Raw genomic sequence first — 24338 nt, forward strand, 5'->3', positions numbered from 1 at the left:
CCCTAATTAAAGTATTATCCATTTCTGGTTTATATGCATACAGGTGATTGACAATATTTTCGTCTCATGATTTTACAAAGACAGGCTATGATATAGATAAATGTATTGGGATAAAGAATTGCTAGTTGAATAACTGAAAGGTGGGGTTTTCGATGATGGATTTTACCTGGAGAGTGTTTTCCCAGACAGGAAACATTGACACATATCTTCTCTTCAAGGAGCTAGAAAAGGAAACTCAGGATATACCCGGCAGCAATGACGAAGAGCTAGCAGAAGCTGATTTTCCCATCTCATAGGTTTGTCGAAAGACAGGGATGGTGTCACGGTTGCTTGATAAATGTGAAGGCATTGTCATCAGGACAACTAATTATAGTGAAACAAATAAGATAGTTACTTTATATACCCGTGAATGGGGAAAAGTTGGTGTGATGGCACGAGGAGCGAAAAAACCGAACAGCAGACTTGCTGCTGTCACCCAGCTTTTTACATACGGGAATTTTTTAGTTCAGCGCGGAAGCGGTCTGGGCACCCTGCAGCAGGGTGACATGATTTCATCCATGCGATCTATTAAAGAAGATATTTTTCTTACGGCTTATGCAAGCTATATTGTCGATTTAACGGATAAAAGCAGTGAGGATAAGAAGCCCAACCCATTTTTGTTCGAATTGCTGCATCAAACGCTAAATTTAATAAACGAAGGATATGATCCGGAGATTCTCACGAACATTTATGAAATGAAAATGCTGAATGGTTTGGGTTTATATCCAGTTCTTGATCAATGTTCTGTCTGCGGAAGCACTGACGGGCATTTTGCATTTTCAATCCGGGAAAACGGCCTCATTTGTCACCGCTGTCTTGATAAGGATCCTTATCATTATAAAGTATCACAGGCGACAATTAAGCTGCTGCGCCTGTTTTATTTTTTTGACTTGTCCAGGCTCGGCAATATCTCTGTTAAACCGGAAACCAAAGCTGAATTGAAAAAGATTATCTCTGCTTATTATGAAGAGTATTCCGGCTTAAGCCTTAAGACTAAGAAGTTTTTGAATCAAATGGACAAGTTTAATGATCTGATGTAATGAGCTCGTCTTGCTTTTTATTAAAGATTGACAATCCAATGTGATTCCGCTATGATTCAAATTAATAAAATATTATTGCTGTGAAGGAGAAGAGTACTTAACTTTTTCTCATTAAAGCGAACCCGGGACAGTGGGAGCCGGGTATGGATAGTTAAGGAAGGGCGCTCTGGAGCAATTTTGTCTATTGACAACCAAAGAGGCTGCGTTCAAACTCGCAGCAAATAGGGTGGAACCGCGGGTAACTCTCGTCCCTATGCCATTTGGCATAGAGACGGGAGTTTTTTATGTTCCGCAGGAAAAGCGAGCAGCCTGGAGCGGAAATCAACGGACAACATTGAGAGACGAAATATAACTATTTATACGAAAGAGGTGTCCTATGAATATTCAAAACATGATATTAACACTTCAAAAACATTGGTCTGAACAGGGTTGTATCCTGATGCAGGCTTATGATACTGAAAAGGGCGCAGGTACTATGAGCCCATATACATTTTTACGTGCAATCGGACCAGAGCCGTGGAATGTGGCTTATGTAGAGCCTTCACGCCGTCCGGCTGATGGCCGATATGGAGAGAATCCCAACCGGCTTTATCAGCATCATCAATTTCAGGTGATCATGAAGCCATCCCCTGATAATATCCAGGAGCTGTATCTTGATTCACTTAAGGCACTGGGCATTGATCCGCTTGAACATGACATCCGGTTTGTGGAAGATAACTGGGAGAATCCTTCACTGGGCTGTGCGGGCTTAGGGTGGGAAGTGTGGCTTGATGGAATGGAAATAACACAGTTCACATACTTCCAGCAGGTAGGCGGATTGGAATGCAAGCCTGTGTCTGTTGAAATTACATATGGAATTGAAAGGCTTGCCTCTTACATCCAGGATAAGGAAAATGTCTTTGACCTTGAATGGACAGAAGGATTTACAGTTAGGGACATTTTCCTGCAGCCCGAGTTTGAGCATTCGAAATACACGTTTGAAACATCAGATCAGGAAATGCTCTTCAATTTGTTCAATATTTATGAGAAAGAAGCACATAGGCAAATGGATGAAGGGCTTGTACACCCGGCTTATGACTATGTATTGAAATGTTCCCATACTTTTAACCTGCTCGATGCCAGGGGAGCGATCTCAGTAACAGAAAGAACAGGCTATATTGCAAGGTGCCGTAATCTGGCCAGAAAAATAGCCAAGACCTTTTATGAAGAGAGGGAAAAACTTGGCTTCCCAATTCTAAAGGATAAGGAGGAAGGCTCTCATGAATAAGAAAGATCTTCTGCTGGAAATTGGACTCGAAGAAATGCCTGCCAGATTTGTCACTAATTCAATGAATCAGCTTTCAGATAAAGTGAAATCATGGCTTTTGGAAAAGAAAATATCTTTTGAAGAGATCAGCGCTTTCTCCTCTCCCCGCCGTTTGGCTGTTCTTGTAAGGGGAGTGGATACCGCCCAGGAGGACATAAATGAGGAAGCGAAAGGACCTGCGAAAAAAATCGCTTTAACAGAAGATGGAGAATGGTCAAAAGCTGCGGTTGGATTCAGCCGGGGTCAGGGAGCTTCTATTGAAGATATATTTTTTAAAGAAATTAACGGCGTTGAATACGCCCATGTCAGCAAATTCATTAAAGGTCAGGAAACAGCTGCTCTTCTGCCTGAACTTCAGCAGATTATTACCTCGCTATCATTCCCGAAGAACATGCGCTGGGCAAACCAGGATTTGCGTTTTATCAGGCCGATCAAATGGCTTATTGCATTATTCGGAAATGAAGTCATTCCTTTTTCAATCACAAATGTCCAGACCTCCAATCTTACAAGAGGTCACCGCTTTTTAGGGGAAGAGATTGAGATTAACAATCCTGCTGATTATGAAAAGGCATTGCTGGCTCAATATGTGATCACTAACCCTCAGGAAAGAAAAAGTGCCATTCTCTCTCAATTGGAAAAAATTGAGGAAGAACATGGCTGGGTTGTCCCGGTGGATGAAGATTTATTGGAAGAAGTAAATAATCTGGTTGAGTACCCGACTGCATTATATGGCAAGTTTGAAGAAGAATACCTTGAGCTTCCGGAAGAGGTGTTAATTACTTCCATGAAAGAGCATCAGCGCTATTTCCCGGTAAAGTCCAAAGATGGCACTCTTCTTCCTTACTTTGTTACAGTCCGGAATGGTTCTCATGAACATTTGGAAAAAGTGGCTAAAGGAAATGAGAAGGTATTGCGGGCAAGGCTTTCTGATGCAGCTTTCTTCTACAGAGAAGACCAAAAAACGGATATCTCAGCATCGCTCGAAAAACTCAATAACATTGTGTATCACGAAGAAATTGGAACCCTTGCTGAAAAGGTAAACCGTGTCCGCCAGCTGGCAGCAAAGCTGAGTGAGATTCTTGACTTCAGTGGTGAAGCAAAAGCAGTGACAGACCGCGCTGCTGAAATCTCTAAGTTTGACCTTGTTTCACATATGGTTTACGAATTTCCTGAGCTGCAAGGGTTTATGGGAGAAAAATACGCCTTGCAAAAAGGTGAAAAGGAACCTGTGGCGCGTGCAATTAATGAACATTACATGCCGCGCAATGCAGAGGACCAGACGCCGGAAAGTGATGCTGGTGCAGTGCTTTCCATTGCTGAGAAGCTGGACACGATTGTGTCATCCTTTGCAATTGGAATTATTCCAAGCGGTTCCCAGGATCCATATGCTTTAAGAAGACAGGCATCCGGTATCATCCAGACGTTACTGGCTAAACACTGGGATTTGAAACTCGAAGAATTGATCGCATTATCTATAGAGACCGTGCTTAATGCGAATATAGGAAAGAAATCAAAAAATGATTTAATGCAGGAATTAGTTTCTTTCTTTAAATTAAGAATTAAATATATGCTGCAGGAAAAAGCAATACGCTATGACTTAATTGAAGCTGTATTAGGAAATGATATCGGCTCAGTGCCTTCACTTGTGAATAGGGCTCAGGTATTGGAATCCAACAAGGATGCAGATGGCTTCAAGGAAAGCATTGAAGCTCTTAGCCGGGTAATCAACATTGCTTCTAAGGCTGAAGATAAAGGGGATATTGACAGCGGCTTATTTGAAAATGAAAATGAAAAAGCTCTGTTCAGTAAATATTTATCAGTAACCGAGGAGTTGAAAAAAGAGGTTAAAGAGGAAGAAGCCTTTAACTTGCTAATCAGCTTGAAACCTGAAATTGATCAGTACTTTGAGCATACTATGGTAATGGATGAGAATCAGGAAATTCGCCGCAATAGGCTGCATCAAATGGCACATTTGTCTGATGTGATAAAGAAATTTGCAAATATGAACGAAATAATTGTTAAGTAATAAGCTAAAACTTTGCGTCTTATGCTTGAATACGATTAAAATCTAAGATGAGGACAGCTGCCGTGGCTGTCAGGAAAGAGCCTGTTTATCACACTGACGGGCTCTTTCGTATTTTGGGCATATTAGGCAGCGTAAATCAAACTATAGATGAAACACATCTTTTCATTTATGACAAATAGTATATAATAATTATATAAAAGTATAACCTTATTATAGTGGGAAATGAGTGCCAAAAGCATCTCCTTTTCAGATTAGGTGGTGAGAAAAATCGAATTAAATAAAAGGCAGGAAAAAATAATAGAAATCGTTAAGGAAAACGGGCCGATCACTGGTGAGAGTATTGCGGAACAGCTTAATTTAACGAGGGCAACACTAAGGCCGGATCTGGCTATATTAACGATGGCAGGCTATTTAGATGCCCGTCCGCGTGTAGGCTATTTTTATACAGGGAAGACTGGGGCGCAGCTGCTGACTGAAAACCTTCAAAAGCTATATGTAAGGGATTATCAATCTATTCCTGTAGTGGTTAATGAGAATGTGTCGGTATATGATGCAATTGTGACAATGTTTCTGGAAGATGTCGGCACGTTATTTGTTGTCGATCAGGGTTCACTGCTTGTTGGGGTTCTGTCAAGGAAGGATTTACTCCGTGCAAGTATTGGCAAGCAGGAGCTAAATTCCATCCCTGTAAATATCATTATGACCAGAATGCCTAACATTACCATGTGTGAAAAAGATGATTTGCTTATCGAAGTTGCCAAAAAGCTGATTGAAAAGCAGATCGACGCCCTTCCTGTTGTAAAAAAGACGGAGAAAGGGTTTGAAGTAAACGGCAGGATAACCAAAACAAATCTGACGAAAGCATTCTTGGCTCTAGCCGGGGAAAAGTAGCAGTGAAAGAAGGAGATGGTGTTAAAGGATGGAAAAATTGCCAGTCATTTATGTCGTTTCAGACTCAGTGGGAGAAACGGCTGAACTTGTAACAAAAGCTGCAACGAGCCAATTCAATGGCAGCGATATATCTATCAAGCGTTTTCCATATGTTGAAGAAAAAGTACATATTGATGAAGTTATTTCACTCGCAAAGCTTGATAATGGGATGATAGCCTATACGATGGTCAAGCCGGACATGAGGAAATATATTAACCAGCGGGCTGCTGAAGAAGGGATATATGCTTTTGATATTGTTGGCCCTTTAATGGATCAAATCCAAAGAGCCTGCGGCATTACACCGCTTTTCGAACCAGGACTGGTCAGAAAGCTGGATGAAGATTATTTTAAAAAGATTGAAGCAATCGAGTTCGCTGTAAAATATGATGATGGCCGTGACCCCCGTGGTATATTAAAGGCTGATATAGTGCTTATCGGTGTATCAAGGACTTCAAAAACACCTCTTTCCCAGTATCTTGCCCACAAGCGCCTTAAAGTGGCTAACGTGCCCCTTGTGCCTGAAGTCGATCCTCCAGAAGAGCTGTTTCTAGTCCCGCCGGATAAGTGCTTCGGTCTGAAAATCAGTCCTGAAAAATTAAACTTTATTCGAAGAGAACGCCTGATATCATTAGGTCTAAGCGATAATGCCAGCTATGCAAATATAGAGAGAATCAAAGAAGAAATAGGTTACTTTGAAAAAACCGTTTCCAAAATTAAATGCCCGGTTATTGATGTTACGAACAAAGCAGTAGAAGAAACAGCCAATATGATCCTAAATCAATACCGGAAAAACTTTCCAAAAAGCTAGCACATAAATTCTTTATGTGCCTTTTCTTTTTTTTACCCGGCAAGGTTACAAGGGCTTTTTTCATATAAAAACTGCAAAATTAAATTATATTCTTGCCAGATAAAATAATGGCAAAATAGAGATTAATGTACTATAATAAAAAATTGTGATAAAAATGTATCCGAATAGGTTTAGAGTTCATTGCCAAGGAATAAACTATTTATTGTGGCATGTCAAGCTTTCGACCAAGAAAAAATTCGACATATCTCACTATGCAAAAGTTATTCATGTAAAGAAGGATTATGCGGAGTGATGTAGAATTATTAGAACATTAGGCAAACCAATCATTAAGGTGGATGCTGATTCCTGTCCTGTAAAAGAAGAAATTGTCGAAATAGCCAATTCCTTTACTGTGGACGCAGTGTTTGTTGCTTCTTATGCCCATATGCAAAATGACCTGAATGGGGCTGTCTGGAAATTTGTTGACAGCAGTAAGGAAGCTGCAGATTTATTCATAATGAACAATGTGAAAACAGGAGATGCAGTTGTAACTCAAGATATTGGATTGGCATCAACTCTTTTGTTAAAGGGTGTTTATGTCCTTTATCCCAGGGGAATTTTATTTGAGGAAAGTGAAATTCGAACCGCTTTGGAAATGAGGCACCTTTCAGCCAAGGCGCGAAGAAGAGGGGTTTATGGGAAAGGCCCAAAACCATTTAGTCAAGAGGACCGATCCAGGTTTGTGCAGCAGCTGACAAAGATTTTGTCGAATTTTGAAGGGATTCAGTAACGTTTATCGAATACCTCAGTAAGTAATGGAGTTGTTCATATGGCAGAACGGATCGCCGAGGAGAAAGTAAATGAGATTCGGCAAGCTGTAGATATTGTTGATGTCATTGGCGACTATATCCAATTAAACAAGCAAGGACGCAACTACTTTGGGCTTTGTCCTTTTCATGGCGAAAATACTCCTTCCTTTTCTGTATCACCCGAAAAGCAAATCTACCATTGCTTTGGATGCGGAGCAGGAGGCAATGCGTTTTCTTTCATAATGGATTTAGAAGGATATTCCTTTCAGGAAGCCGCATTAAAACTCGCTGAAAAGGGAAATATCAAGCTCGAAATTGATGCATCCGCAGCATCAGCAAAATCAATGCCTGTGGATATACAGCAGATGATGGAAGCCCATGAGCTTCTGCGTAAATTTTATCACCATCTGCTTGTAAACACAAAAGATGGTCAGCATGCATTAGAATATTTGCTGAATAGAGGCTTTACGATGGAATCGATTGAGAAATTTCAAATCGGTTATTCATTAAAGTCCTGGGATTTTGTCTTCAAGTTCCTGACTAAAAGAAAGTTCCCCGAAGGCGTCATGGAAAGAGCAGGACTGATCATCAAAAGGGAGAAAGATGGGAACTATTTTGACCGCTTCAGAGATAGAATTATGTTCCCGATTTTTGACCGCAGCGGAAATACGATTGCTTTCTCAGGGAGATCCCTTGGGGCCGATGAGCCCAAATATTTAAATAGCCCTGAAACAGCAATCTTTAATAAAAGCAAAACTTTATATAATTTTCATTTGGCGAGACCACAGATTAAAAAATTGCAGAGAGCCGTTCTTTTTGAAGGGTTTGCAGATGTAATCGCCGCTGATCGTGCTGGCGTCGGTAATGGTGTTGGTACGATGGGCACTGCTTTAACTGAAGAACATGTTGCTTCCTTAAGAAGAAATGTTCAATCAATCACGATCTGTTATGATTCCGATAATGCCGGTATCGAAGCCGCATACCGGGCAGCAAACCTGCTAACGGAAGCAGGCTGCCAGATCAGAGTGGCACTGATGCCTGACGGCTATGATCCGGATGATTATATTAAAGAATACGGAGAAGAAAAATTTCGTCATGATGTAATCGAATCCAGCATAACCTTTATGGCATTTAAACTTCTTTATCTCCGCAGAGGCAAAAGGCTTCAAAATGAAGGAGATAGGCTCCTTTATATCGAAGAGGTATTAAAAGAAATCAGCCGGCTTGATAAAGCGGTGGAAAGAGACCATTATCTTCGCCAGATGGCGAATGAATTTTCACTTTCTCTGGAAGCCTTGAAAGAGCAGCAAAAACAGGTTTATTACACGGAGAAGAGAAAAAGCAGCCAGAAGGGCAAAGGTGCTTTCGAGCCTCAAAAAAGGCTGCAGACACCCAAAAGGGCTGATAGTCTTAAACCCGCCTTTCATACAGCGGAAAGAAGGCTGATTGCCCATATGCTCAGGAATAGTGACATAGCATTTAAAGTTCAGGATATGCTTCAGGGAAATACATTTAACATCGATGAACACCAGGCTATTATTACCTATCTTTTAGGTTTCTACGAAAAAGGCCATACGCCTGATCCGAGTGCATTCATAAATTTTATAAATGATGAAAAGCTTAAGCGTATTGTGGTGGATATAGAAATGATGTCCATAAATGATGAAATAAGTGAACAGGAATTATCAGATTACCTTAAACAGGTGTTGAATTATCAAAAGATGTTAAAAATAAAAGAAAAACTAAATGAAGAAAAGGAAGCAGAACGCCAGAAGGATTATGCTAAAGCGGCTTTAATCGCAATGGAAATTCTTCATTTGCGAAAGTCACTATAAGAAGGCTGTGTGCCTTGAATAAATGTTTTGGGATTAGCATTACCTTAGGAAAAGTCCCATTTTAAGAAGATTTAGAATGTGTGTGATTTTTGGAAGGAGGGGGACATATGGCTGAAAAGTCGGCCCGTTCAAAAGAGGTTGATACAGAATTGACCCTTGAACAAGCGAAAGATCAATTAGTTGAAATAGGAAAAAAGACAGGTGTCCTTGCCTATGATGATATAGCAGAAAGATTGTCTCAATTTGAACTTGATTCCCACCAGATGGATGAATTCTATGAATTCCTCGGAGATCAGGGTGTTGAGTTAGTTGGTGATAATGAGAATGAAGATCCGAATGTTCAGGAACTTGCAAAAAATGAGGAAGAATTTGATCTTAATGATTTAAGTGTCCCTCCGGGTGTGAAAATTAATGATCCTGTCCGTATGTACTTAAAAGAAATTGGACGTGTTGATTTACTCTCTGCAGAAGAAGAGATTGCACTTGCCAACCGTATTGAGGAAGGCGATGAAGAAGCTAAAAGACGCCTGGCAGAAGCGAACCTCCGATTGGTTGTGAGTATCGCGAAAAGGTATGTAGGACGCGGAATGCTGTTCCTTGACCTTATCCAGGAAGGGAATATGGGACTGATAAAAGCGGTTGAAAAATTCGATTACCGCAAAGGATTCAAGTTCAGTACGTATGCAACATGGTGGATACGCCAGGCCATTACGAGAGCAATTGCTGACCAGGCCAGAACGATACGTATTCCTGTCCATATGGTGGAAACCATCAATAAATTGATTCGTGTTCAGCGCCAGCTTCTTCAGGATCTTGGCCGTGAACCAACACCGGAAGAAATTGCTGAAGATATGGATTTAACTCCAGACAAAGTAAGAGAAATTCTTAAGATTGCACAGGAACCTGTTTCATTAGAAACACCTATCGGTGAGGAGGATGACTCTCACTTAGGTGACTTCATCGAAGATCAGGATGCCACTTCTCCATCGGAGCATGCGGCATACGAGCTTCTGAAAGAACAGCTTGAAGATGTTCTGGACACACTGACTGACCGAGAAGAAAACGTTCTGCGTCTTCGATTCGGCCTTGACGATGGCCGTACGAGAACTTTGGAAGAAGTCGGCAAGGTATTTGGCGTTACCCGCGAACGTATTCGCCAAATCGAAGCCAAAGCCTTAAGAAAGCTGCGCCATCCGAGCAGAAGCAAACGTTTAAAAGACTTTTTAGAATAAAAAATAATTGCCAGTGGATAGTTTACTTCTTACAATGGAAGTAAACTATTTTTTTTTGACAGGATGTGCTTTGGTTGGAAGAAAACAGAAAAAAAATCATTGTTAACGAGCTGCTGCATTGGAAAAAGAGCCGAATGCTCCCTGACCATTATTGTGACTACCTGCTTGCTCTTTACACCGAAGGAAGTCAGCCGAAGGGAATAAAAAAACGTAAAAAAACAGTGGTTTTATATCTTGCCAACCTTATCCTCCTACTGCTGATTCCAATTTCTGCTTTATTAATTTATTTTACTGAATTGTCTATTACTTTGCAAACCGTCATTTTAATTCTTTTCATTTCTTCGGATATTTTCTTTATTTTTTATTTTTCTAAAAAAGTAAAAATGATACATATCCCCATCATATCAGGCGCTTTGATTTTACTAATGGGATCTGTTGATATTGTATCGGTGTTATATCCAGGAAACGAGAGAATTCTCTATGTTTCCCTAGTAATTAATTGTGTTCTTTGGCTGTTTTCAGGATTAAAATGGAAATTCCTATATCTATGGATTTCAGGGGCTCTTGGCTTTTCTTTATTAGTTATTTCTATATTCATATAATAAAATATTTTAAAAAGTTTTTAAATGTTGAGAAAACTCTAATATCCCTTATATAATAGTAATGAAAGCGTATACAACTTTTGTTCTTATAAGGGGGATTTACATGAATTTTGACTTAACTGCAGAACAGAATATGATCCTTAAAACAATCAGGGAATTTGCTCAGGAAGAAGTTGCACCGGGAGCTTTGGAAAGAGACCGTACAAAGGAATTTCCAGTAGAAGTATTTAAGAAAATGGCTGAGCTTGGCTTGATGGGGCTTCCTTTCCCTGAAGAATATGGTGGGGCAGGGGCAGATACTGTTAGCTTTGCTATTGTAACAGAGGAGTTGAGCAGGGCTTGCGCGTCAACTGGAATCACATATTCCGCGCATATATCACTTGGCGGAGCACCGCTTTATTTATTCGGTACCGAAGAGCAGAAGCAAAAGTATCTGGTGCCTATCTGTACAGGTGAGTCTTTTGGAGCTTTCGGGCTGACAGAGCCTAATGCAGGCTCAGATGCTGGCGGTACCAGAACAACAGCTGTCGAAAAAGATGGTGAATATTTCATTAATGGTAATAAATGCTTTATTACGAATGCCAGCTATGCGAAGCATTTAGCTTTGACTGCTGTCACGGGTGAAGTGGATGGAAAAAAAGAAATCAGTGCGATTATTGTTCCAACGGATGCAGAAGGATTTACCGTTATCGATAATTATGAAAAAATGGGACTCAATGCCTCTAATACAACTGAACTGGTACTTGAAGACGTACGCGTTCCGACTGAGCACTTGCTCGGCAAAAAAGGAGAGGGCTTCAAACAGTTTTTAATCACACTGGATGGAGGGCGTATTGGTATTGGGGCAATGGCTTTGGGGATAGCGCAGGCTGCTTATGATAAAGCGCTTCAATATGCAAAGGAGCGCCAGCAGTTCGGCCGTTCTCTCTCAAACTTCCAAGCTATTCAGTTTAAACTTGCCGATATGGCGATGAAAATTGAATTAGCACGAAATATGGTTTACAAGGCTGCATGGCTGAAAGATCAGGGGAGACCATTTGCCAAAGAAGCTTCCATGTGCAAGCTCTATGCCTCTGAAATTTGTATGGAAATCGCCGACCAGGCTGTCCAGATCCACGGCGGATACGGCTATATGAAAGAATACCATGTTGAACGATACATGAGGGACGGTAAGCTCACAGAAATCGGTGAAGGTACCTCTGAAGTACAAAGAATGGTCATTGCGCGCCTCATCGGATGCTAAGACTGTATATTATAGGTATGAATAAGATATGCAGGTGAAATAATTAGCAAAAACTCCATCCTCAAGATGGAGTTTTTTGTCCATTTTATGAACAAGATTTGACAAAGTTTACAATAGGGCTTTTCCTTCTGTCTTTTTTAAAGTAAAATAGACATTGTTTGTATACTTACTTAAACTGAATGTGCTTACATAAGGGAGGTTAAATCATGAATCGCAATCCAATCATTCCATTTGTGTTAATTATGGTTTTTGGTGTGGTAGCAATGTTCCTAGTTTCTTTTAAAGGTCTTGGCGATATGGAAGAGCTTGCAAAAGAACAGGAAGGCGGCGGTGCTGAAACTGAAGAAACTGCAGCTGCGACCCCTGAAGAAATTTACCAGAAGAGCTGTATCGGATGTCACGGTGACCAGTATCAAGGCGGAGTTGGTCCTGCTCTAACAGGTGTAGGCGATCGTTTATCGCAGGATGAGATCGCTGATATCGTAGTAAACGGTAAAGGCTCAATGCCTCCAGGATTAGTGCCTCAAGACAAAGCTGCCGAAATGGCTGAATGGTTAGCAGGCCTTAAGTAATACCTATAATAAAAGTCCTTTGCATATGTAAAGGACTTTTTTTATACTATAAGAAAGGCTATCGTAAATTGACGATAGCTTTTTTAGCTTTTGCTCAGGAAGAGCAGGCGCTTTGCGCTTTTTACAATACATAAATAAGTGGTGACAGAATGAATACTGAAAAATTATCAAATCGGCTTGAAGCTGTAACAAATTATATTCCCTCAGGCGCACGAGTAGCTGATATCGGCTCAGACCACGCGTATTTGCCATGCTATGCAGTAAAGAAAGGGATTGCCTCTTTTGCTGTTGCTGGTGAAGTGGTTGATGGTCCCTATCAATCCGCCCAAAAACAGGTGAAAATGGAAGGGCTCGAAAATCAGATCTCCGTAAGAAAAGGAAACGGGCTTGAAGTAATTGGGCCAAATGAAGTTGACTGCATAACTATTGCAGGCATGGGTGGGGCTTTAATTGCGAGCATTCTTGAAGAGGGGAAGAGCAAGCTTGCTTCTGTAAAGAGGCTGATCCTCCAGCCGAATTTAAGTGCAATCTCAATTAGAAGCTGGCTGATTGACAATGGCTGGGAGTTAATAGCCGAACAAATCCTTGAAGAAGACGGAAAGATCTATGAAATCCTTGCAGCTGAAAAAGGAGAGCCATTGAAACCCTACAAAAATAGAGAACAAGGTTTATTGATGGGCCCTTTTCTTATGGAGCAAAAATCAGCCGTATTTCAAAACAAGTGGCTCGGTGAAAAGAAGAATTGGGAGAGAATCCTTTTGCAGCTTGAAAAAGCAGCATACTCCAGTGAAACAGAGAAGAGAAAACAGGAGTTAAAGCGAAAAATCAAAATGGCAGAGGAGGTATTGATGCAGTGAAAAAAATAAATGGACATGAGATTATCCAACTATTTGAGCAGTTCTCCCCTAAAGGGTATGCGATGGAAGGAGACAAGATTGGCCTCCAGGTTGGCAGGCTTAACACTCCTGTTGAAAATGTCATGATTGCTCTGGATGTTCTCGAAGGTGTAGTTGATGAGGCAATTGCAAAGAATGTTCAGCTGATCATAGCTCATCACCCGTTAATATACAGACCTCTGCAAAAAATTCCCACTGATACTCCATCAGGAAGAATTATTGAAAAGCTTATCAAACATAATATAGCTGTGTATGCAGCACATACAAATTTGGATATCGCCAAAGGCGGCGTCAATGATATGCTGGCTGATGCACTGAAGCTTTCCAATACGGAAGTCTTATATCCCACATACGAAACTGTATTGAAAAAGCTAGCTGTGTTTGTGCCTGAAGAAAATGCTGAGTCTTTAAGACAAGCACTTGGAAACGCAGGGGCTGGTTCAATCGGCAATTACAGTCATTGCTCCTTTACGTCTTCAGGGACAGGGCAGTTTAAGCCTGGCAGTGAAGCAAATCCTCATATTGGCCAGCTGGGTGAGCTTGCGGCTGTTAGTGAAGTCTGCATTGAGACCATTTTTCCCGAACATATAGAAAAGAAAGTGCTTTCTGCTATGTTCAAAAACCATCCTTATGAAGAAGTTGCCTATGATATTTACAAGCTTGAAAACAAGGGTGAAGTTCTGGGGCTGGGTAAAATTGGAGTGATTGGCGAGATGACTCTGGGGGAATTTGCGGAGCATGTAAAACAAACATTTGAAGTGGAGAGAGTTCGTGTAGTGGGCGATCTTTCTTCAAAAGTGAAGAAAGTTGCTGTTCTGGGGGGAGATGGAAACAAGTACTTTATGTCAGCAAAGATGAAGGGTGCTGATGTATATGTGACGGGGGACATGTATTACCATGTGGCACATGATGCGATGATGACGGGCCTGAATATTGTTGATCCCGGCCATAATGTTGAAAAGGTAATGAAAAAAGGAGTCACCCAAAAATTATCTCAGATGTGTACAGAAAAAGGGTATAGCGTATCCATTTTTCCTTCTGAAGTTCATACGGATCCGTTTAAATTTGTCTGATAATAAACAGAACCGGCCTCCCTCAGGGACAGGTTCTGTTTATTGCAGTCTAACGGGCAGTAAGATCCCACTTCAAGAATCAGAGAAATCAAATGAGGGTAAGTGGGGGTCAAACTGCCCGTAAAGGCCCGATCGGTTTAACTAACAATCAGCGGGGGATAAAGCCCCCCGCTGATTGAAGTTTCACTTTATATGCACTTCCGTTTTTCTTATAAATTTGCAGGCTTCTTTACTTTCGGAAGTATTTTATTTAGCGGCACTTTCTTCTCGCGTGACCATGTGGACTCATCAGCCGGATCAAATTGTTCAAGGAAAGTAATAACTTCCTTTGTAATCGGTGTCGGGGTTGAGGCTCCTGATGTAACGGCAACTGTTGATGCCTCTTTAATCCAATTCACATCCAGTTCAGTAATATCAGCAATACGGTAGGCTTTTGTCCCCGCAATTTCTTCTGATACCTGTGCAAGACGATTGGAGTTATTGCTCTTAGGGTCACCTACAACGATTAATACATCGGCCTGGCCAGCTTGTTCTGCAACTGCTTCCTGGCGGACCTGGGTAGCCATGCAGATTTCTTTGTGGAACTCTGCATGAGGGTATTTTTCCTTAATCTGATCCATTACATGGACAACATCCCATTGGCTCATTGTAGTCTGATTTGTCACCAGTATTTTATCAGCCTGTATGTTAAGTTCATTTACATCCTCAACAGTCTGCACTAAATGAACTGCATGGGGAGCCACTCCAACTGCACCTTCAGGTTCAGGATGGCCTTTCTTACCAATGTAAATGATTTGAAAGCCTTCCTTTTCCTTTTCCCTGATCAAGTCATGTGTCCTTGTTACATCAGGGCAGGTTGCATCAAGTGTTACAAGGCCTTTTTGTTTCGCTGCTTCCCGCACTTCAGGTGAAATGCCATGTGCTGTAAAAATGACAGTGCCTTTGTCCACTTTATCCAGGATTTCTTTGCGGTCTTTACCATCAAGTGTAACAATGCCTTCCTCTTCAAAAGCATCTGTCACATGTTTGTTATGGACGATCATACCCAAAATATAGATGGGTCTCGGCAAAGATGGGTCAAGTGCAGCGTTCCTTGCAATCACCATTGCATCCACCACACCGTAACAATACCCCCGAGGAGAGATTTTTATGACGTTCATCGGTATATCCTCCCTAATTAAAAGCTTATATATGAATTGAACTGAGTTCTGTTTCTAAACGGAAAAACTCCATATTGCATCTTTATTATATAAGAGATAAACCGATAATACAAAAGGAGTAATTTTTCTAAGGAAAAAGAAAAAAGAATGCCCCGGCATCCTTTTCTTTAAATATATAATTTGGGTTTGGAAATACCTTCTGCTGATGATCGCTTGGCAGCGGGCTGCTCCTTATTGATGTTTTTTGGCCTTGAATTCTGTTTCTTTTTTTCTGTATTTGCCTGAGGGGATTCCGCTTTAGCTTCTGAAGCTGTCTCATCAGCTTCAGGTGCATCCTTTATGCCTCTATAAAGCTTCCACATGGCAGGAAGATTCCTGACCAGCGGTCCATACTGCTGAACCATAGGTCCGATCTGCTGTGCTGTATTTAAGACCTTTTGAGTGTTGGTTAAAAAACCGTTTATGGAAGATGGGTTGCTTATTGACTGAAGGATGCCTCCGCCTGCCTGCGAGCCCCCTGCAGCTCTTGCAGCTCCCATTCCTGCTCCAGGCTGGGCATTTCCTTTTCCTAATATTTTGGAGAGCAATCCTCCTCCTCCGCGTTTCATTCCCGGAGGACCGCCCATCATTGGCCCCATGGGAGGTCTACCCTGCATCGGGGTCATAAAAGGATGGGGATGCATCCCTCCGCGCATAGGGGGTCTTGAACCTGGCATCATATTAATTTGGCCTCCTTTCGCTGCATAGTTCTTCTTCTTAAATAAAAAATCATATTATAAAGTATGCGTTTATCCCATTTTGGTTTAGGCATTATGCAGAAGAAACCAATTTATTTATTAAAATCACCTAAAAAGCTCATCATAAAAATATAAATGCCTGTTTGAGTGGTTATTTGCAGGAAACTTTATTATAATAACAGGATGTAAGAAAAGCTCGGAACCAGCAAGTTGTCAGTTGATACTAGTAGATCTTACTCACTAATATATGTTTCGGATGAAGCCTGAACCAGGGCAAATCTGAATAATTGAGGAGTTTTTTATATGAACGAAACGAAATTTGACCGATTTAATTTAAAGCCATTTATTATAGAAGCGGTTAAAGATTTTGGCTTTTTTGAGCCGACAGAAATTCAGGAAAGAATGATCCCTGCCGTGCTGAAGGGTGAAAGCGCAATAGGACAATCACAGACAGGAACAGGAAAAACGCACTCATATGTGCTGCCTATCCTTCATAAGGTTGATCCTTCCCGTCAGGAGGTTCAGGCTATTATAACAGCTCCAACCAGAGAGCTTGCCAATCAGATATATCATGAAATTCTTAAGGTTACAGAGCATTGCCCGGAGGGAGAAGAAATAACTGCACGCTGCTATATTGGCGGTACGGACAAGCAGAGAACCATTGAAAAGCTTAAAAAACAGCCTCATGTGGTTGTAGGCACACCGGGAAGGATCAATGATCTTGTAAAAGAACAGGCATTATTTGTGCATACTGCCGAAATCCTTATTGTGGATGAAGCAGATTTAATGCTCGATATGGGGTTCATTGAAGATGTTGATCAGATTGCAGCAAGGATGCCGGAGAAGCTCCAGATGCTGGTATTCTCAGCTACCATTCCAGAGAAGCTGAAGCCTTTCCTGAAAAAATACATGGAAAATCCTAAATATGTTCACGTGGAGCCTAAGCAGGCCGCAGCAGCCAATATTGAGCACTGGCTTCTTCCATCCAAACACCGTAATAAAGTGGAGCTGGTCTATCAGGCACTGACTTCCTTAAATCCTTACTTAGCCATTGTTTTCACCAACACCAAGAAAAAAGCAGATGAAGTGGCAGACGGATTAATCAGCAAAGGCCTGAAAGTCGGACGTATCCACGGGGACCTTAACCCGCGTGAAAGAAAGAAAATGATGAAGCAGATTCTCGACCTTGAGTTTCAATATATTGTGGCTACAGACCTGGCTGCCCGGGGCATTGATATACAGGGAATCAGCCATGTAATCAACTATGAGCTTCCAACTGATCTTGATTTTTATATACATCGGGTTGGGCGTACAGCGCGTGCAGGTTTCTCAGGAATTGCTGTAACAGTGTATGAGATTTCCGATGAGGATGCATTAAACAGACTTGAAAAAATGGGAATCGAATTCAGGCACAAAGATCTGCAAAAAGGTGAATGGACAGACCTGGAAAATCGCAACAAGCGGAAAACAAGACAGAAACAAACAGATGACATTGATAAAAAAGCCGCTTCATTGGTGAAAAAGCCGAAAAAAGTAAAACCAGGCTACAAAAAGAAAATGAAATGGGAAATGGACAAAATAAAAAAACGCGAAAGAAGAATCAAGCGTAAATAAAGTATTAAAGGGAGAGGTATTGTCATGCTGAAAATTGGATCACATGTTTCCATGAGCGGGAAAAAAATGCTTTTAGCAGCAAGTGAAGAAGCTGTTTCATATGGCTCCAATACATTTATGATCTATACAGGAGCTCCGCAAAACACAAGAAGAAAAAAAATCGAAGATCTGAACATTGATGCCGGGCTGAAGCATATGGCAGAGAACGGGATTGCTGATATTGTTGTACATGCTCCTTACATTATCAATATCGGGAATACTTCAAACCCATCAACATTTGAATTGGGCGTTAATTTTCTTCGCTCTGAAATCGACCGCACCGAAGCGATTGGAGCTAAGCAGATCGTTCTCCATCCCGGCGCCCATGTTGGGGCAGGAACGGAGGCCGGCATCAAAAAGATCGTAGAAGGCTTAAATGAAGTCTTAAACGGCGAAGAAAATGTGCAGATAGCACTTGAGACCATGGCGGGAAAAGGATCGGAGTGTGGGAGGTCCTTTGAAGAGCTGGCTATGATTATAGAGGGAGTCAATTATAACAACCACTTATCTGTATGCTTTGATACTTGCCATACACATGATGCAGGATATGACATTGTGAATGATTTTGACGGGGTATTGGAAGAATTCGATAAAGTTATTGGACTTGACCGCCTGAAAGTTCTCCATATCAATGACAGCAAGAATGAGCGCGGAATGCGTAAAGACCGCCATGCAAATATCGGCTTCGGCCACATCGGCTTCAGCGCGTTAAATTATATTGTCCATCATCCTCAATTAAAGGATATCCCTAAAATTCTGGAGACTCCTTATGTTGGCGAAGATAAAAATAATAAAAAAGCCCCTTATAAACATGAAATTGATATGCTGCGCAGCCAGGAATTCAATGAAAGCTTATTAGAAGCTATTACGGCTGTATAAAATAGTAAAAAGCTGTGCCTGAGCTGCACAGCTTTTTGCATGAGAAATTAAGTATCATAAACTAAGTTCTATTTTGTAAATTGCAAAAATAGCCTGTTTACTTCCCTTGCAGTTTCCGGGCCGGCAATCCTGGCAATTTCCTTTATGATTTTTGTTCTTTCCCGGTCATCAAAGATGTTTACCTGTTTGCCTCTCAAATGATCTGCAATTTTTTGGGCCTGCGCTTTTGTTATCTGGATGTTGAACTGCTCCCCATATTTTAATAATTCATCTGCGGTTATATTGCTTAATTTATGATTAATGATGTTTTCGAATATTTTCACTTTCATCACTCCTCCTCAGTACTGTATGAGTAAAGAATGTGAATAGTGACAATAAGTTTTAAGATTTATGATAAAAGCATGTACCTTTACTTTAAATGCAGGTTCCTGTATACTGTGTTAGTAAATCGTAATGATTCTTAATATTTTAGGTGATAAAAATGGAACAGCCAATAATTGAAATAGCTCATGTATCTTATAGATATGAGAAAGAGAATGTTCTTGAGGATATCAATCTGACCATTAATTCAGGAGATTTCCTCGGAATTGTAGGTCCCAATGGGTCGGGTAAATCAACCCTTTTAAAGCTTATTCTGAATTTGCTTAAAGTGCAGAAGGGGAGCGTCAAACTGTTCGGCCAGGAAATCAGCCGATTTAAGGATTGGCAGAATATTGGATTTGTTTCTCAAAAGGCAAATTCATTTAATACAGGATTCCCGGCAACAGTCTTTGAAGTCGTTTCAAGCGGTCTTACAAAGAAGCTGGGGCTTTTTAAATTTATGGGCAAGGCCGATCAGGCAAAAGTTATGCGTGCAATTGAATCTGTTGGCATGCATGAGTATGCAGGACGTAATATTGGCGAGCTTTCAGGCGGGCAGCAGCAGCGGGTCTTCATCGCCCGGGCATTGGTAAGCGACCCGAAATTATTAATATTGGATGAACCTACAGTAGGTGTGGATGTGAAAAATGTTCAGTCCTTTTATGAAATGCTGGATGATTTAAATAAGGAGCTGGGCATTACTTTATTGCTTGTTACGCATGATATTGGGACAATTTCTGATAAAGTCACTCATGTGGCATGCCTGAATAAAAATTTGCATTTCCATGGAAATACAGCAGAATTTGAAAGCTTGAATATAAATGAAATGTCGGAAATCTACGGACATGATGTACATGTCCTGACACATAACCATGATCACCATGACTATCACCACCACGATAAAGGAGCAGGCAGATGATTTCGGGAATCCTTCAATATGAATTTTTACAAAATGCTTTTTTAACTGGAATGATCATCGGGATCATTGCTCCTCTTCTGGGTGTGTTTATTGTTGTCAGAAGGCTATCTTTAATTGCCGATGCTTTAAGCCATGTCACACTTGCAGGCATCGCTGCAAGCCTGCTGCTCGAAAAGAAATTTATCGGTCTGAGCGGGTTGAACCCTTTGTATATGGGGATGGCTTTTTCAGTAGCCGGGTCGTTGTTTATTGAAAAGTTGAGAGCTGTTTATAAGCACTATCAGGAGCTGGCTATTCCCATTATATTATCTGGCGGCATTGGGCTTGGAGTCATATTCATTTCACTAGCTGACGGATTCAATACAGATTTATTCAGTTATCTCTTTGGCAGCGTCAGTGCAGTCAGCCGGCTTGATTTATGGACTATTTTGATTATCAGCGTGCTTGTCATTGCACTTGTGGTCTTGCTCTATAAAGAATTGTTTTTGCTGTCATTTGATGAAGAGCATGCCAAGGCATCCGGAATAGCTGCCAAAAGTGTCCACTTCATATTTATTGTAATGGTGGCCCTGGTTATAGCTGCTTCCATGAGAATAGTGGGTATTTTATTAGTTTCCTCCCTTATGACATTGCCGGTTGCTGCGAGCATCAGAATTGCAAAAGGATTCAAGCAGACCATTTTCCTGTCCATGCTTTTTGGTGAAATATCAGTTCTGGGCGGATTGACTATTTCCTACTATATTGATTTGGCGCCGGGCGGAACAATCGTTATGATTGCTGTATTAATACTGATTGCAACAATATTGCTGAAAAAACTTGCGGGCATGAGGCCGGCATAAATTTATGTGACTTCTATCCCAGATGATTTAAAAGCAAAAAAGAGGTGGAAAGAATGAATGTTGATGAAGCCATGCAGCTTTTAAAGGATAAAGGCTATAAGCATACGGGGAAAAGGGAAGAAATGCTTCAGCTGTTTGCCGACAGTGATAAATATATAACGGCTAAAGATGTTCTCGAAAAAATGAAAGATAATTACCCTGGACTTAGTTTTGATACCATTTACAGAAATTTATCGTTATTCGTGGAACTGGGTATTTTTGAAATGACAGAGCTGTCAGGCGAAAAACACTTCCGCTTTACGTGCTCTCATGATCATCATCATCATCATTTTATATGCCTGGATTGCGGAAAGACGAAAGAAATTGAAGTCTGTCCTATGAAACAGGTGCAGGAAAATCTAAAGGGCTATGATGTTTCAGGACATAAGTTTGAAATATATGGTAAATGCCCGGAGTGTTTTTAATACTGGAACAAAAAAAGAAGCATGGAGCTATTTTTCCATGCTTCTTTTTTGCTGAAGCCAATCTTCTGCCCATGCATTGGCTTCCTTCCAGTTTCGGACTCTTATGACGCCATTGGGAAGGGGATCCTGATTATAGGGTGTATCGAATAAAATGACAGGAATTCCGCAAGCCTCATGAATCATGACCGCATTATCATGCTTGTCTTCCAAAAAGATATCCACCTCATACTTTTTGGCAGCTTCGATTTTATCATGGTTTCCGATCAGTTCGATATGATCAAACTCCAAAGCGTTCTCTAAAAACCATTCCTCTGTGACTTGCTGCAGGTGAGAACCCCTGGCACTTATAAAATACAATTCATGCTCCCGTTTCCATTTGGTCAGAACTTCCTTTGCGCCTTTTGCCAGGGGGGATTCTTTGTAGATAATGGGCTCATTTTCATAAAACCAATGTGCAAATTGTTCTTCTGAGATCGTCACTAAAGGTGTTAAATCGTATTGCTTAATATCATTTAAAGTAATATTCAAATTAAATGCTTCATTTAAATACGGAACCATGGCTTCAGGGCTGGTAACCGTTCCGTCTATATCGATGCCAAAGCGCTTCTTCATTTTAATAATCTCCTTTAATGCATATATCCCTTATCTTAACAAAAGTCATGGCCTTGCAAAAGAGTGCTGCAGGCCAGATTTCACAGTTAAACATTAACATCTTAAAAAAGTCTTTTATCGCAAACACTATAAATGCTCCATTAAGCAAACAATACGCTTTAGGAACACCGCAAAGAAAGAGAGGGATCATGATGGCAGACCAAGATCGCACCAATGAAGAATATGACCTTCGATACAGTGAGCGAATTGGTGAAGCAGATGCAGCAGATTATTCAGAAGAAGCTGCTGCAGAAATAGCGGCGCCGGGTGTCTATGACAGGTCGCTTGATCGGGATGAGGAAATCGAAGAAGAAGCAGTTCAGGCCAATTATTCTGAGGAGACCTCAGCAGAAATAGCAGCGCCAGGTGTCTACAATAGATCATTGGACAGGGATGAAGAGAATGAAACCGCTACAGCCGGCAGAGGAGTCGGTTATGCAGCCCTGGCACTTTCCATTTTATCTTTGTTTGTACTGCCGGTTCTTTTTGGAGCAACAGGAATTGTCCTAGGTTTTATCGCAAGAAGAAGAGGTTCAGAAAGCCTTGGAGGCTGGGCGATTGCCATAGGAGCAATTTCCATTATTGTCGGTATGTTTATACTGCCGTTTTTTTAGAAAATAAGAAAAAAGCCTGGCTTCCAAATATAATTTGGTGCCAGGCTTTTCTGTTTAATTTATCGTGCGGTTCTTTCTATGGCTGCAGGCTTTCTGACTGTGCTTTTTCTTCTTCCTGTTTTGCAAAATATTCTTCAGCGATTTTGTCGATTTCAATCTTAAGTTCCTCGACCATCGTTTCTTCTGGAACCTTCCTTACAATCTGGCCTTTGCGGAACAGAAGACCTTCTCCGCGGGCGCCGGCAATGCCGATATCAGCTTCCCTGGCTTCACCAGGTCCGTTAACCGCACAGCCCAATACAGCAACCTTAATGGGCGCTTTAATTTTTTGAATATATTCTTCCACTTCATTAGCAATACTGATTAAGTCAATCTCAATCCGTCCGCATGTTGGACAGGAGATCAGCGTGGCAGCATTGGAGGATAAGCCAAACACTTTAAGAAGTTCGCGGGCAACCTTGACTTCTTCAACCGGGTCTGCACTCAATGAAATTCTTAATGTGTTTCCAATGCCTTTGCTTAATATTGCCCCGAGTCCGGCAGCGCTTTTCACAGTACCGGCAAAAAGTGTACCTGATTCTGTTATACCTAAATGAAGAGGGTAGTCAAAAGCTTGTGAAGCTTTCTCATATGCTTCAATGGCCAAGTTCACATCGGAAGCCTTCATAGAAACGATGATGTCATGGAAATCAAGGTCTTCTAAGATTTTGATATGATGCAGGGCGCTTTCAACCATGCCATCTGCTGTAGGGTATCCATATTTCTCGAGGATTCTTTTCTCAAGAGAACCTGCATTTACCCCAATCCGGATAGGTATTCCTTTTGCTTTGGCAGCCTTGACGACTGCTTCCACTTTTTCTCGTTTACCGATATTTCCGGGATTAATGCGGATTTTATCTGCTCCGCCCTCGATAGCCTTAAGAGCCAGCTTGTAATCAAAGTGTATATCAACAACAAGCGGTATGTTAATTTGTCTTTTAATATCTGCTATGGCATTTGCAGCTCTTTCATCTGGGCAAGCAACACGTACGATCTGACAGCCTGCTTCTTCCAGCCTTTTAATTTCGGCAACAGTTGCTTCAACATCATGTGTTTTTGTTGTGGTCATGCTCTGGATGAACAGCTCATTGCTTCCGCCAATTGTTAAAGGCCCAACTTTTACAGGCCTTGTTTTCGTGCGATGTATAATTTCACTCAATGGAGATTCGCTCCTTTTTATCTATTCATATAACAGCTGAATAGTACGCTGTTAGAGAAGGTCCACTCTATTGTATCAATGAACCGCTGATATTGACAAGAATGATGATTAGTTGTCCTGACTATATTTTGGGAATCTATAGGTTTTACCGGATTTTATTTCTTCTGGCTGCATTCCATTGTTCAATTCCGAGAAGTCAGATACCACCTGGTCTATGCCAACCGGAATTGGCCCATCAAGGTTTAGTTCAATTATTGAAAGAACTGTCTCTCCCGGATTGACCTTTTTCTCAAAAAAGCCTGCTTCTGTTTCTGCAGATGGAATTGTGCTGGCCTCCATAGACGGGTTTTGCCCAGCTGGGAGTGTACCATGATTCAAGTCATAAAAAATTACGTAAATTACAAGGACTGAAAGCAATACTCCCGCGAGTTTCTTCATATTGGACAAACCTCCTGCAAATAGCATGTTTACCCA

General features: G+C 41.1%; 26 protein-coding genes and 1 other annotated feature. Of the genes, 20 read left to right on the forward strand and 6 right to left on the reverse strand.

Going from position 1 to position 24338, the window contains the following annotated elements; genetic code table 11:
• Positions 1 to 152: 152 nt before the first annotated feature.
• The 14 genes from AC3WTL_RS12345 (at position 153) to AC3WTL_RS12410 (ending at position 14390) form a co-directional block, all read left to right on the forward strand.
• On the forward strand, positions 153 to 296 hold the full coding sequence (locus AC3WTL_RS12345; protein WP_009332996.1) for a YqzL family protein: 144 nt from the start codon (positions 153 to 155) through the stop codon (positions 294 to 296).
• Positions 297 to 326: 30 nt separating this feature from the next.
• Positions 327 to 1079 (forward strand): DNA repair protein RecO, encoded by a 753-nt coding sequence (recO, locus tag AC3WTL_RS12350; RefSeq protein ID WP_048011156.1) that lies wholly within the window; start codon positions 327 to 329, stop codon positions 1077 to 1079.
• Between the two features lie 71 nt (positions 1080 to 1150).
• Positions 1151 to 1335: a binding site (T-box leader), on the forward strand.
• A gap of 120 nt (positions 1336 to 1455) precedes the next feature.
• The gene (gene glyQ / locus AC3WTL_RS12355) at positions 1456 to 2346 is read left to right on the forward strand and encodes a glycine--tRNA ligase subunit alpha (RefSeq protein ID WP_035331136.1); all 891 of its coding nucleotides are present in this window, start codon (positions 1456 to 1458) and stop codon (positions 2344 to 2346) included.
• Complete coding sequence (glyS, locus tag AC3WTL_RS12360) at positions 2339 to 4411, forward strand: glycine--tRNA ligase subunit beta (protein WP_492369456.1); 2073 nt, start codon at positions 2339 to 2341, stop codon at positions 4409 to 4411. Before glyQ ends, glyS begins: the two co-directional genes overlap by 8 nt.
• Before the next feature lie 255 nt (positions 4412 to 4666).
• Complete coding sequence (gene ccpN / locus AC3WTL_RS12365; protein ID WP_048011153.1) at positions 4667 to 5302, forward strand: transcriptional regulator CcpN; 636 nt, start codon at positions 4667 to 4669, stop codon at positions 5300 to 5302.
• Positions 5303 to 5330: 28 nt separating this feature from the next.
• On the forward strand, positions 5331 to 6149 hold the full coding sequence (locus AC3WTL_RS12370; RefSeq protein ID WP_048011152.1) for a pyruvate, water dikinase regulatory protein: 819 nt from the start codon (positions 5331 to 5333) through the stop codon (positions 6147 to 6149).
• 331 nt (positions 6150 to 6480) lie between these two features.
• Entirely contained in the window at positions 6481 to 6918 is a 438-nt protein-coding gene (locus tag AC3WTL_RS12375) for a YaiI/YqxD family protein (RefSeq protein ID WP_222498086.1), read from the forward strand.
• A gap of 39 nt (positions 6919 to 6957) precedes the next feature.
• Positions 6958 to 8772 carry a DNA primase gene (gene dnaG / locus AC3WTL_RS12380; RefSeq protein ID WP_197213408.1) on the forward strand — a complete coding sequence of 605 codons (1815 nt, stop codon included), beginning with the start codon at positions 6958 to 6960 and terminating at the stop codon, positions 8770 to 8772.
• 107 nt (positions 8773 to 8879) lie between these two features.
• Positions 8880 to 10004, forward strand: coding sequence for an RNA polymerase sigma factor RpoD (gene rpoD, locus AC3WTL_RS12385; RefSeq protein WP_035332682.1), 1125 nt, complete (start codon positions 8880 to 8882; stop codon positions 10002 to 10004).
• 65 nt (positions 10005 to 10069) lie between these two features.
• Positions 10070 to 10606, forward strand: a complete 537-nt coding sequence (locus tag AC3WTL_RS12390; RefSeq protein WP_248348373.1) for a hypothetical protein — start codon at positions 10070 to 10072, stop codon at positions 10604 to 10606.
• Positions 10607 to 10709: 103 nt separating this feature from the next.
• A complete protein-coding gene (locus tag AC3WTL_RS12395; protein ID WP_492369457.1) occupies positions 10710 to 11849 on the forward strand; it encodes an acyl-CoA dehydrogenase in 1140 nt (379 codons plus the stop codon).
• A 206-nt stretch (positions 11850 to 12055) separates the two neighbouring features.
• On the forward strand, positions 12056 to 12421 hold the full coding sequence (gene cccA / locus AC3WTL_RS12400; RefSeq protein WP_026583849.1) for a cytochrome c550: 366 nt from the start codon (positions 12056 to 12058) through the stop codon (positions 12419 to 12421).
• 149 nt (positions 12422 to 12570) lie between these two features.
• The gene (locus AC3WTL_RS12405; RefSeq protein WP_492369458.1) at positions 12571 to 13278 is read left to right on the forward strand and encodes a tRNA (adenine(22)-N(1))-methyltransferase; all 708 of its coding nucleotides are present in this window, start codon (positions 12571 to 12573) and stop codon (positions 13276 to 13278) included.
• A complete protein-coding gene (locus tag AC3WTL_RS12410; RefSeq protein ID WP_492369459.1) occupies positions 13275 to 14390 on the forward strand; it encodes a Nif3-like dinuclear metal center hexameric protein in 1116 nt (371 codons plus the stop codon). The genes AC3WTL_RS12405 and AC3WTL_RS12410 overlap by 4 nt, the downstream gene beginning before the upstream one ends.
• A gap of 209 nt (positions 14391 to 14599) precedes the next feature.
• On the opposite strand, the gene AC3WTL_RS12415 is transcribed toward AC3WTL_RS12410, so the two are convergent.
• Positions 14600 to 15550 carry a 4-hydroxy-3-methylbut-2-enyl diphosphate reductase gene (locus AC3WTL_RS12415; RefSeq protein WP_492369460.1) on the reverse strand — a complete coding sequence of 317 codons (951 nt, stop codon included), beginning with the start codon at positions 15548 to 15550 and terminating at the stop codon, positions 14600 to 14602.
• A gap of 167 nt (positions 15551 to 15717) precedes the next feature.
• Positions 15718 to 16269 carry a VrrA/YqfQ family protein gene (gene vrrA, locus AC3WTL_RS12420; protein ID WP_492369461.1) on the reverse strand — a complete coding sequence of 184 codons (552 nt, stop codon included), beginning with the start codon at positions 16267 to 16269 and terminating at the stop codon, positions 15718 to 15720.
• A 321-nt stretch (positions 16270 to 16590) separates the two neighbouring features.
• Here vrrA and AC3WTL_RS12425 point away from each other — a divergent pair, with 321 nt between their 5' ends.
• Complete coding sequence (locus AC3WTL_RS12425) at positions 16591 to 17901, forward strand: DEAD/DEAH box helicase (RefSeq protein ID WP_048011144.1); 1311 nt, start codon at positions 16591 to 16593, stop codon at positions 17899 to 17901.
• Positions 17902 to 17925: 24 nt separating this feature from the next.
• Positions 17926 to 18819 carry a deoxyribonuclease IV gene (locus tag AC3WTL_RS12430; RefSeq protein ID WP_163143460.1) on the forward strand — a complete coding sequence of 298 codons (894 nt, stop codon included), beginning with the start codon at positions 17926 to 17928 and terminating at the stop codon, positions 18817 to 18819.
• Positions 18820 to 18887: 68 nt separating this feature from the next.
• Here the strand turns inward: AC3WTL_RS12430 and AC3WTL_RS12435 are convergent, their stop codons facing one another.
• Entirely contained in the window at positions 18888 to 19148 is a 261-nt protein-coding gene (locus tag AC3WTL_RS12435; protein WP_048011142.1) for a DUF2624 domain-containing protein, read from the reverse strand.
• Between the two features lie 152 nt (positions 19149 to 19300).
• On the opposite strand from AC3WTL_RS12435, the gene AC3WTL_RS12440 reads away from it, so the two are divergent.
• The 3 genes from AC3WTL_RS12440 to zur are packed head-to-tail and all read left to right on the forward strand — an operon-like array spanning position 19301 to position 21401.
• On the forward strand, positions 19301 to 20098 hold the full coding sequence (locus AC3WTL_RS12440) for a metal ABC transporter ATP-binding protein (RefSeq protein ID WP_492369462.1): 798 nt from the start codon (positions 19301 to 19303) through the stop codon (positions 20096 to 20098).
• A complete protein-coding gene (locus tag AC3WTL_RS12445) occupies positions 20095 to 20937 on the forward strand; it encodes a metal ABC transporter permease (RefSeq protein ID WP_048011140.1) in 843 nt (280 codons plus the stop codon). The genes AC3WTL_RS12440 and AC3WTL_RS12445 overlap by 4 nt, the downstream gene beginning before the upstream one ends.
• A gap of 53 nt (positions 20938 to 20990) precedes the next feature.
• Complete coding sequence (gene zur / locus AC3WTL_RS12450; RefSeq protein ID WP_035332694.1) at positions 20991 to 21401, forward strand: zinc uptake transcriptional repressor Zur; 411 nt, start codon at positions 20991 to 20993, stop codon at positions 21399 to 21401.
• Between the two features lie 27 nt (positions 21402 to 21428).
• Here the strand turns inward: zur and AC3WTL_RS12455 are convergent, their stop codons facing one another.
• Positions 21429 to 22013, reverse strand: coding sequence for a hypothetical protein (locus tag AC3WTL_RS12455; protein WP_197248164.1), 585 nt, complete (start codon positions 22011 to 22013; stop codon positions 21429 to 21431).
• Positions 22014 to 22201: 188 nt separating this feature from the next.
• Here AC3WTL_RS12455 and AC3WTL_RS12460 point away from each other — a divergent pair, with 188 nt between their 5' ends.
• Positions 22202 to 22666 (forward strand): DUF4190 domain-containing protein, encoded by a 465-nt coding sequence (locus tag AC3WTL_RS12460; protein ID WP_492369463.1) that lies wholly within the window; start codon positions 22202 to 22204, stop codon positions 22664 to 22666.
• A 76-nt stretch (positions 22667 to 22742) separates the two neighbouring features.
• Here the strand turns inward: AC3WTL_RS12460 and ispG are convergent, their stop codons facing one another.
• Both ispG and AC3WTL_RS12470 read right to left on the reverse strand, forming a co-directional pair.
• The gene (ispG, locus tag AC3WTL_RS12465; RefSeq protein WP_174749694.1) at positions 22743 to 23855 is read right to left on the reverse strand and encodes a flavodoxin-dependent (E)-4-hydroxy-3-methylbut-2-enyl-diphosphate synthase; all 1113 of its coding nucleotides are present in this window, start codon (positions 23853 to 23855) and stop codon (positions 22743 to 22745) included.
• 117 nt (positions 23856 to 23972) lie between these two features.
• Positions 23973 to 24302: a hypothetical protein gene (locus tag AC3WTL_RS12470; protein ID WP_492369464.1), complete on the reverse strand. Its 330-nt coding sequence runs from the start codon at positions 24300 to 24302 to the stop codon at positions 23973 to 23975.
• Positions 24303 to 24338 lie beyond the last annotated feature (36 nt).

Source organism: Cytobacillus sp. EB106-05-05-XG126 (assembly GCF_058791715.1).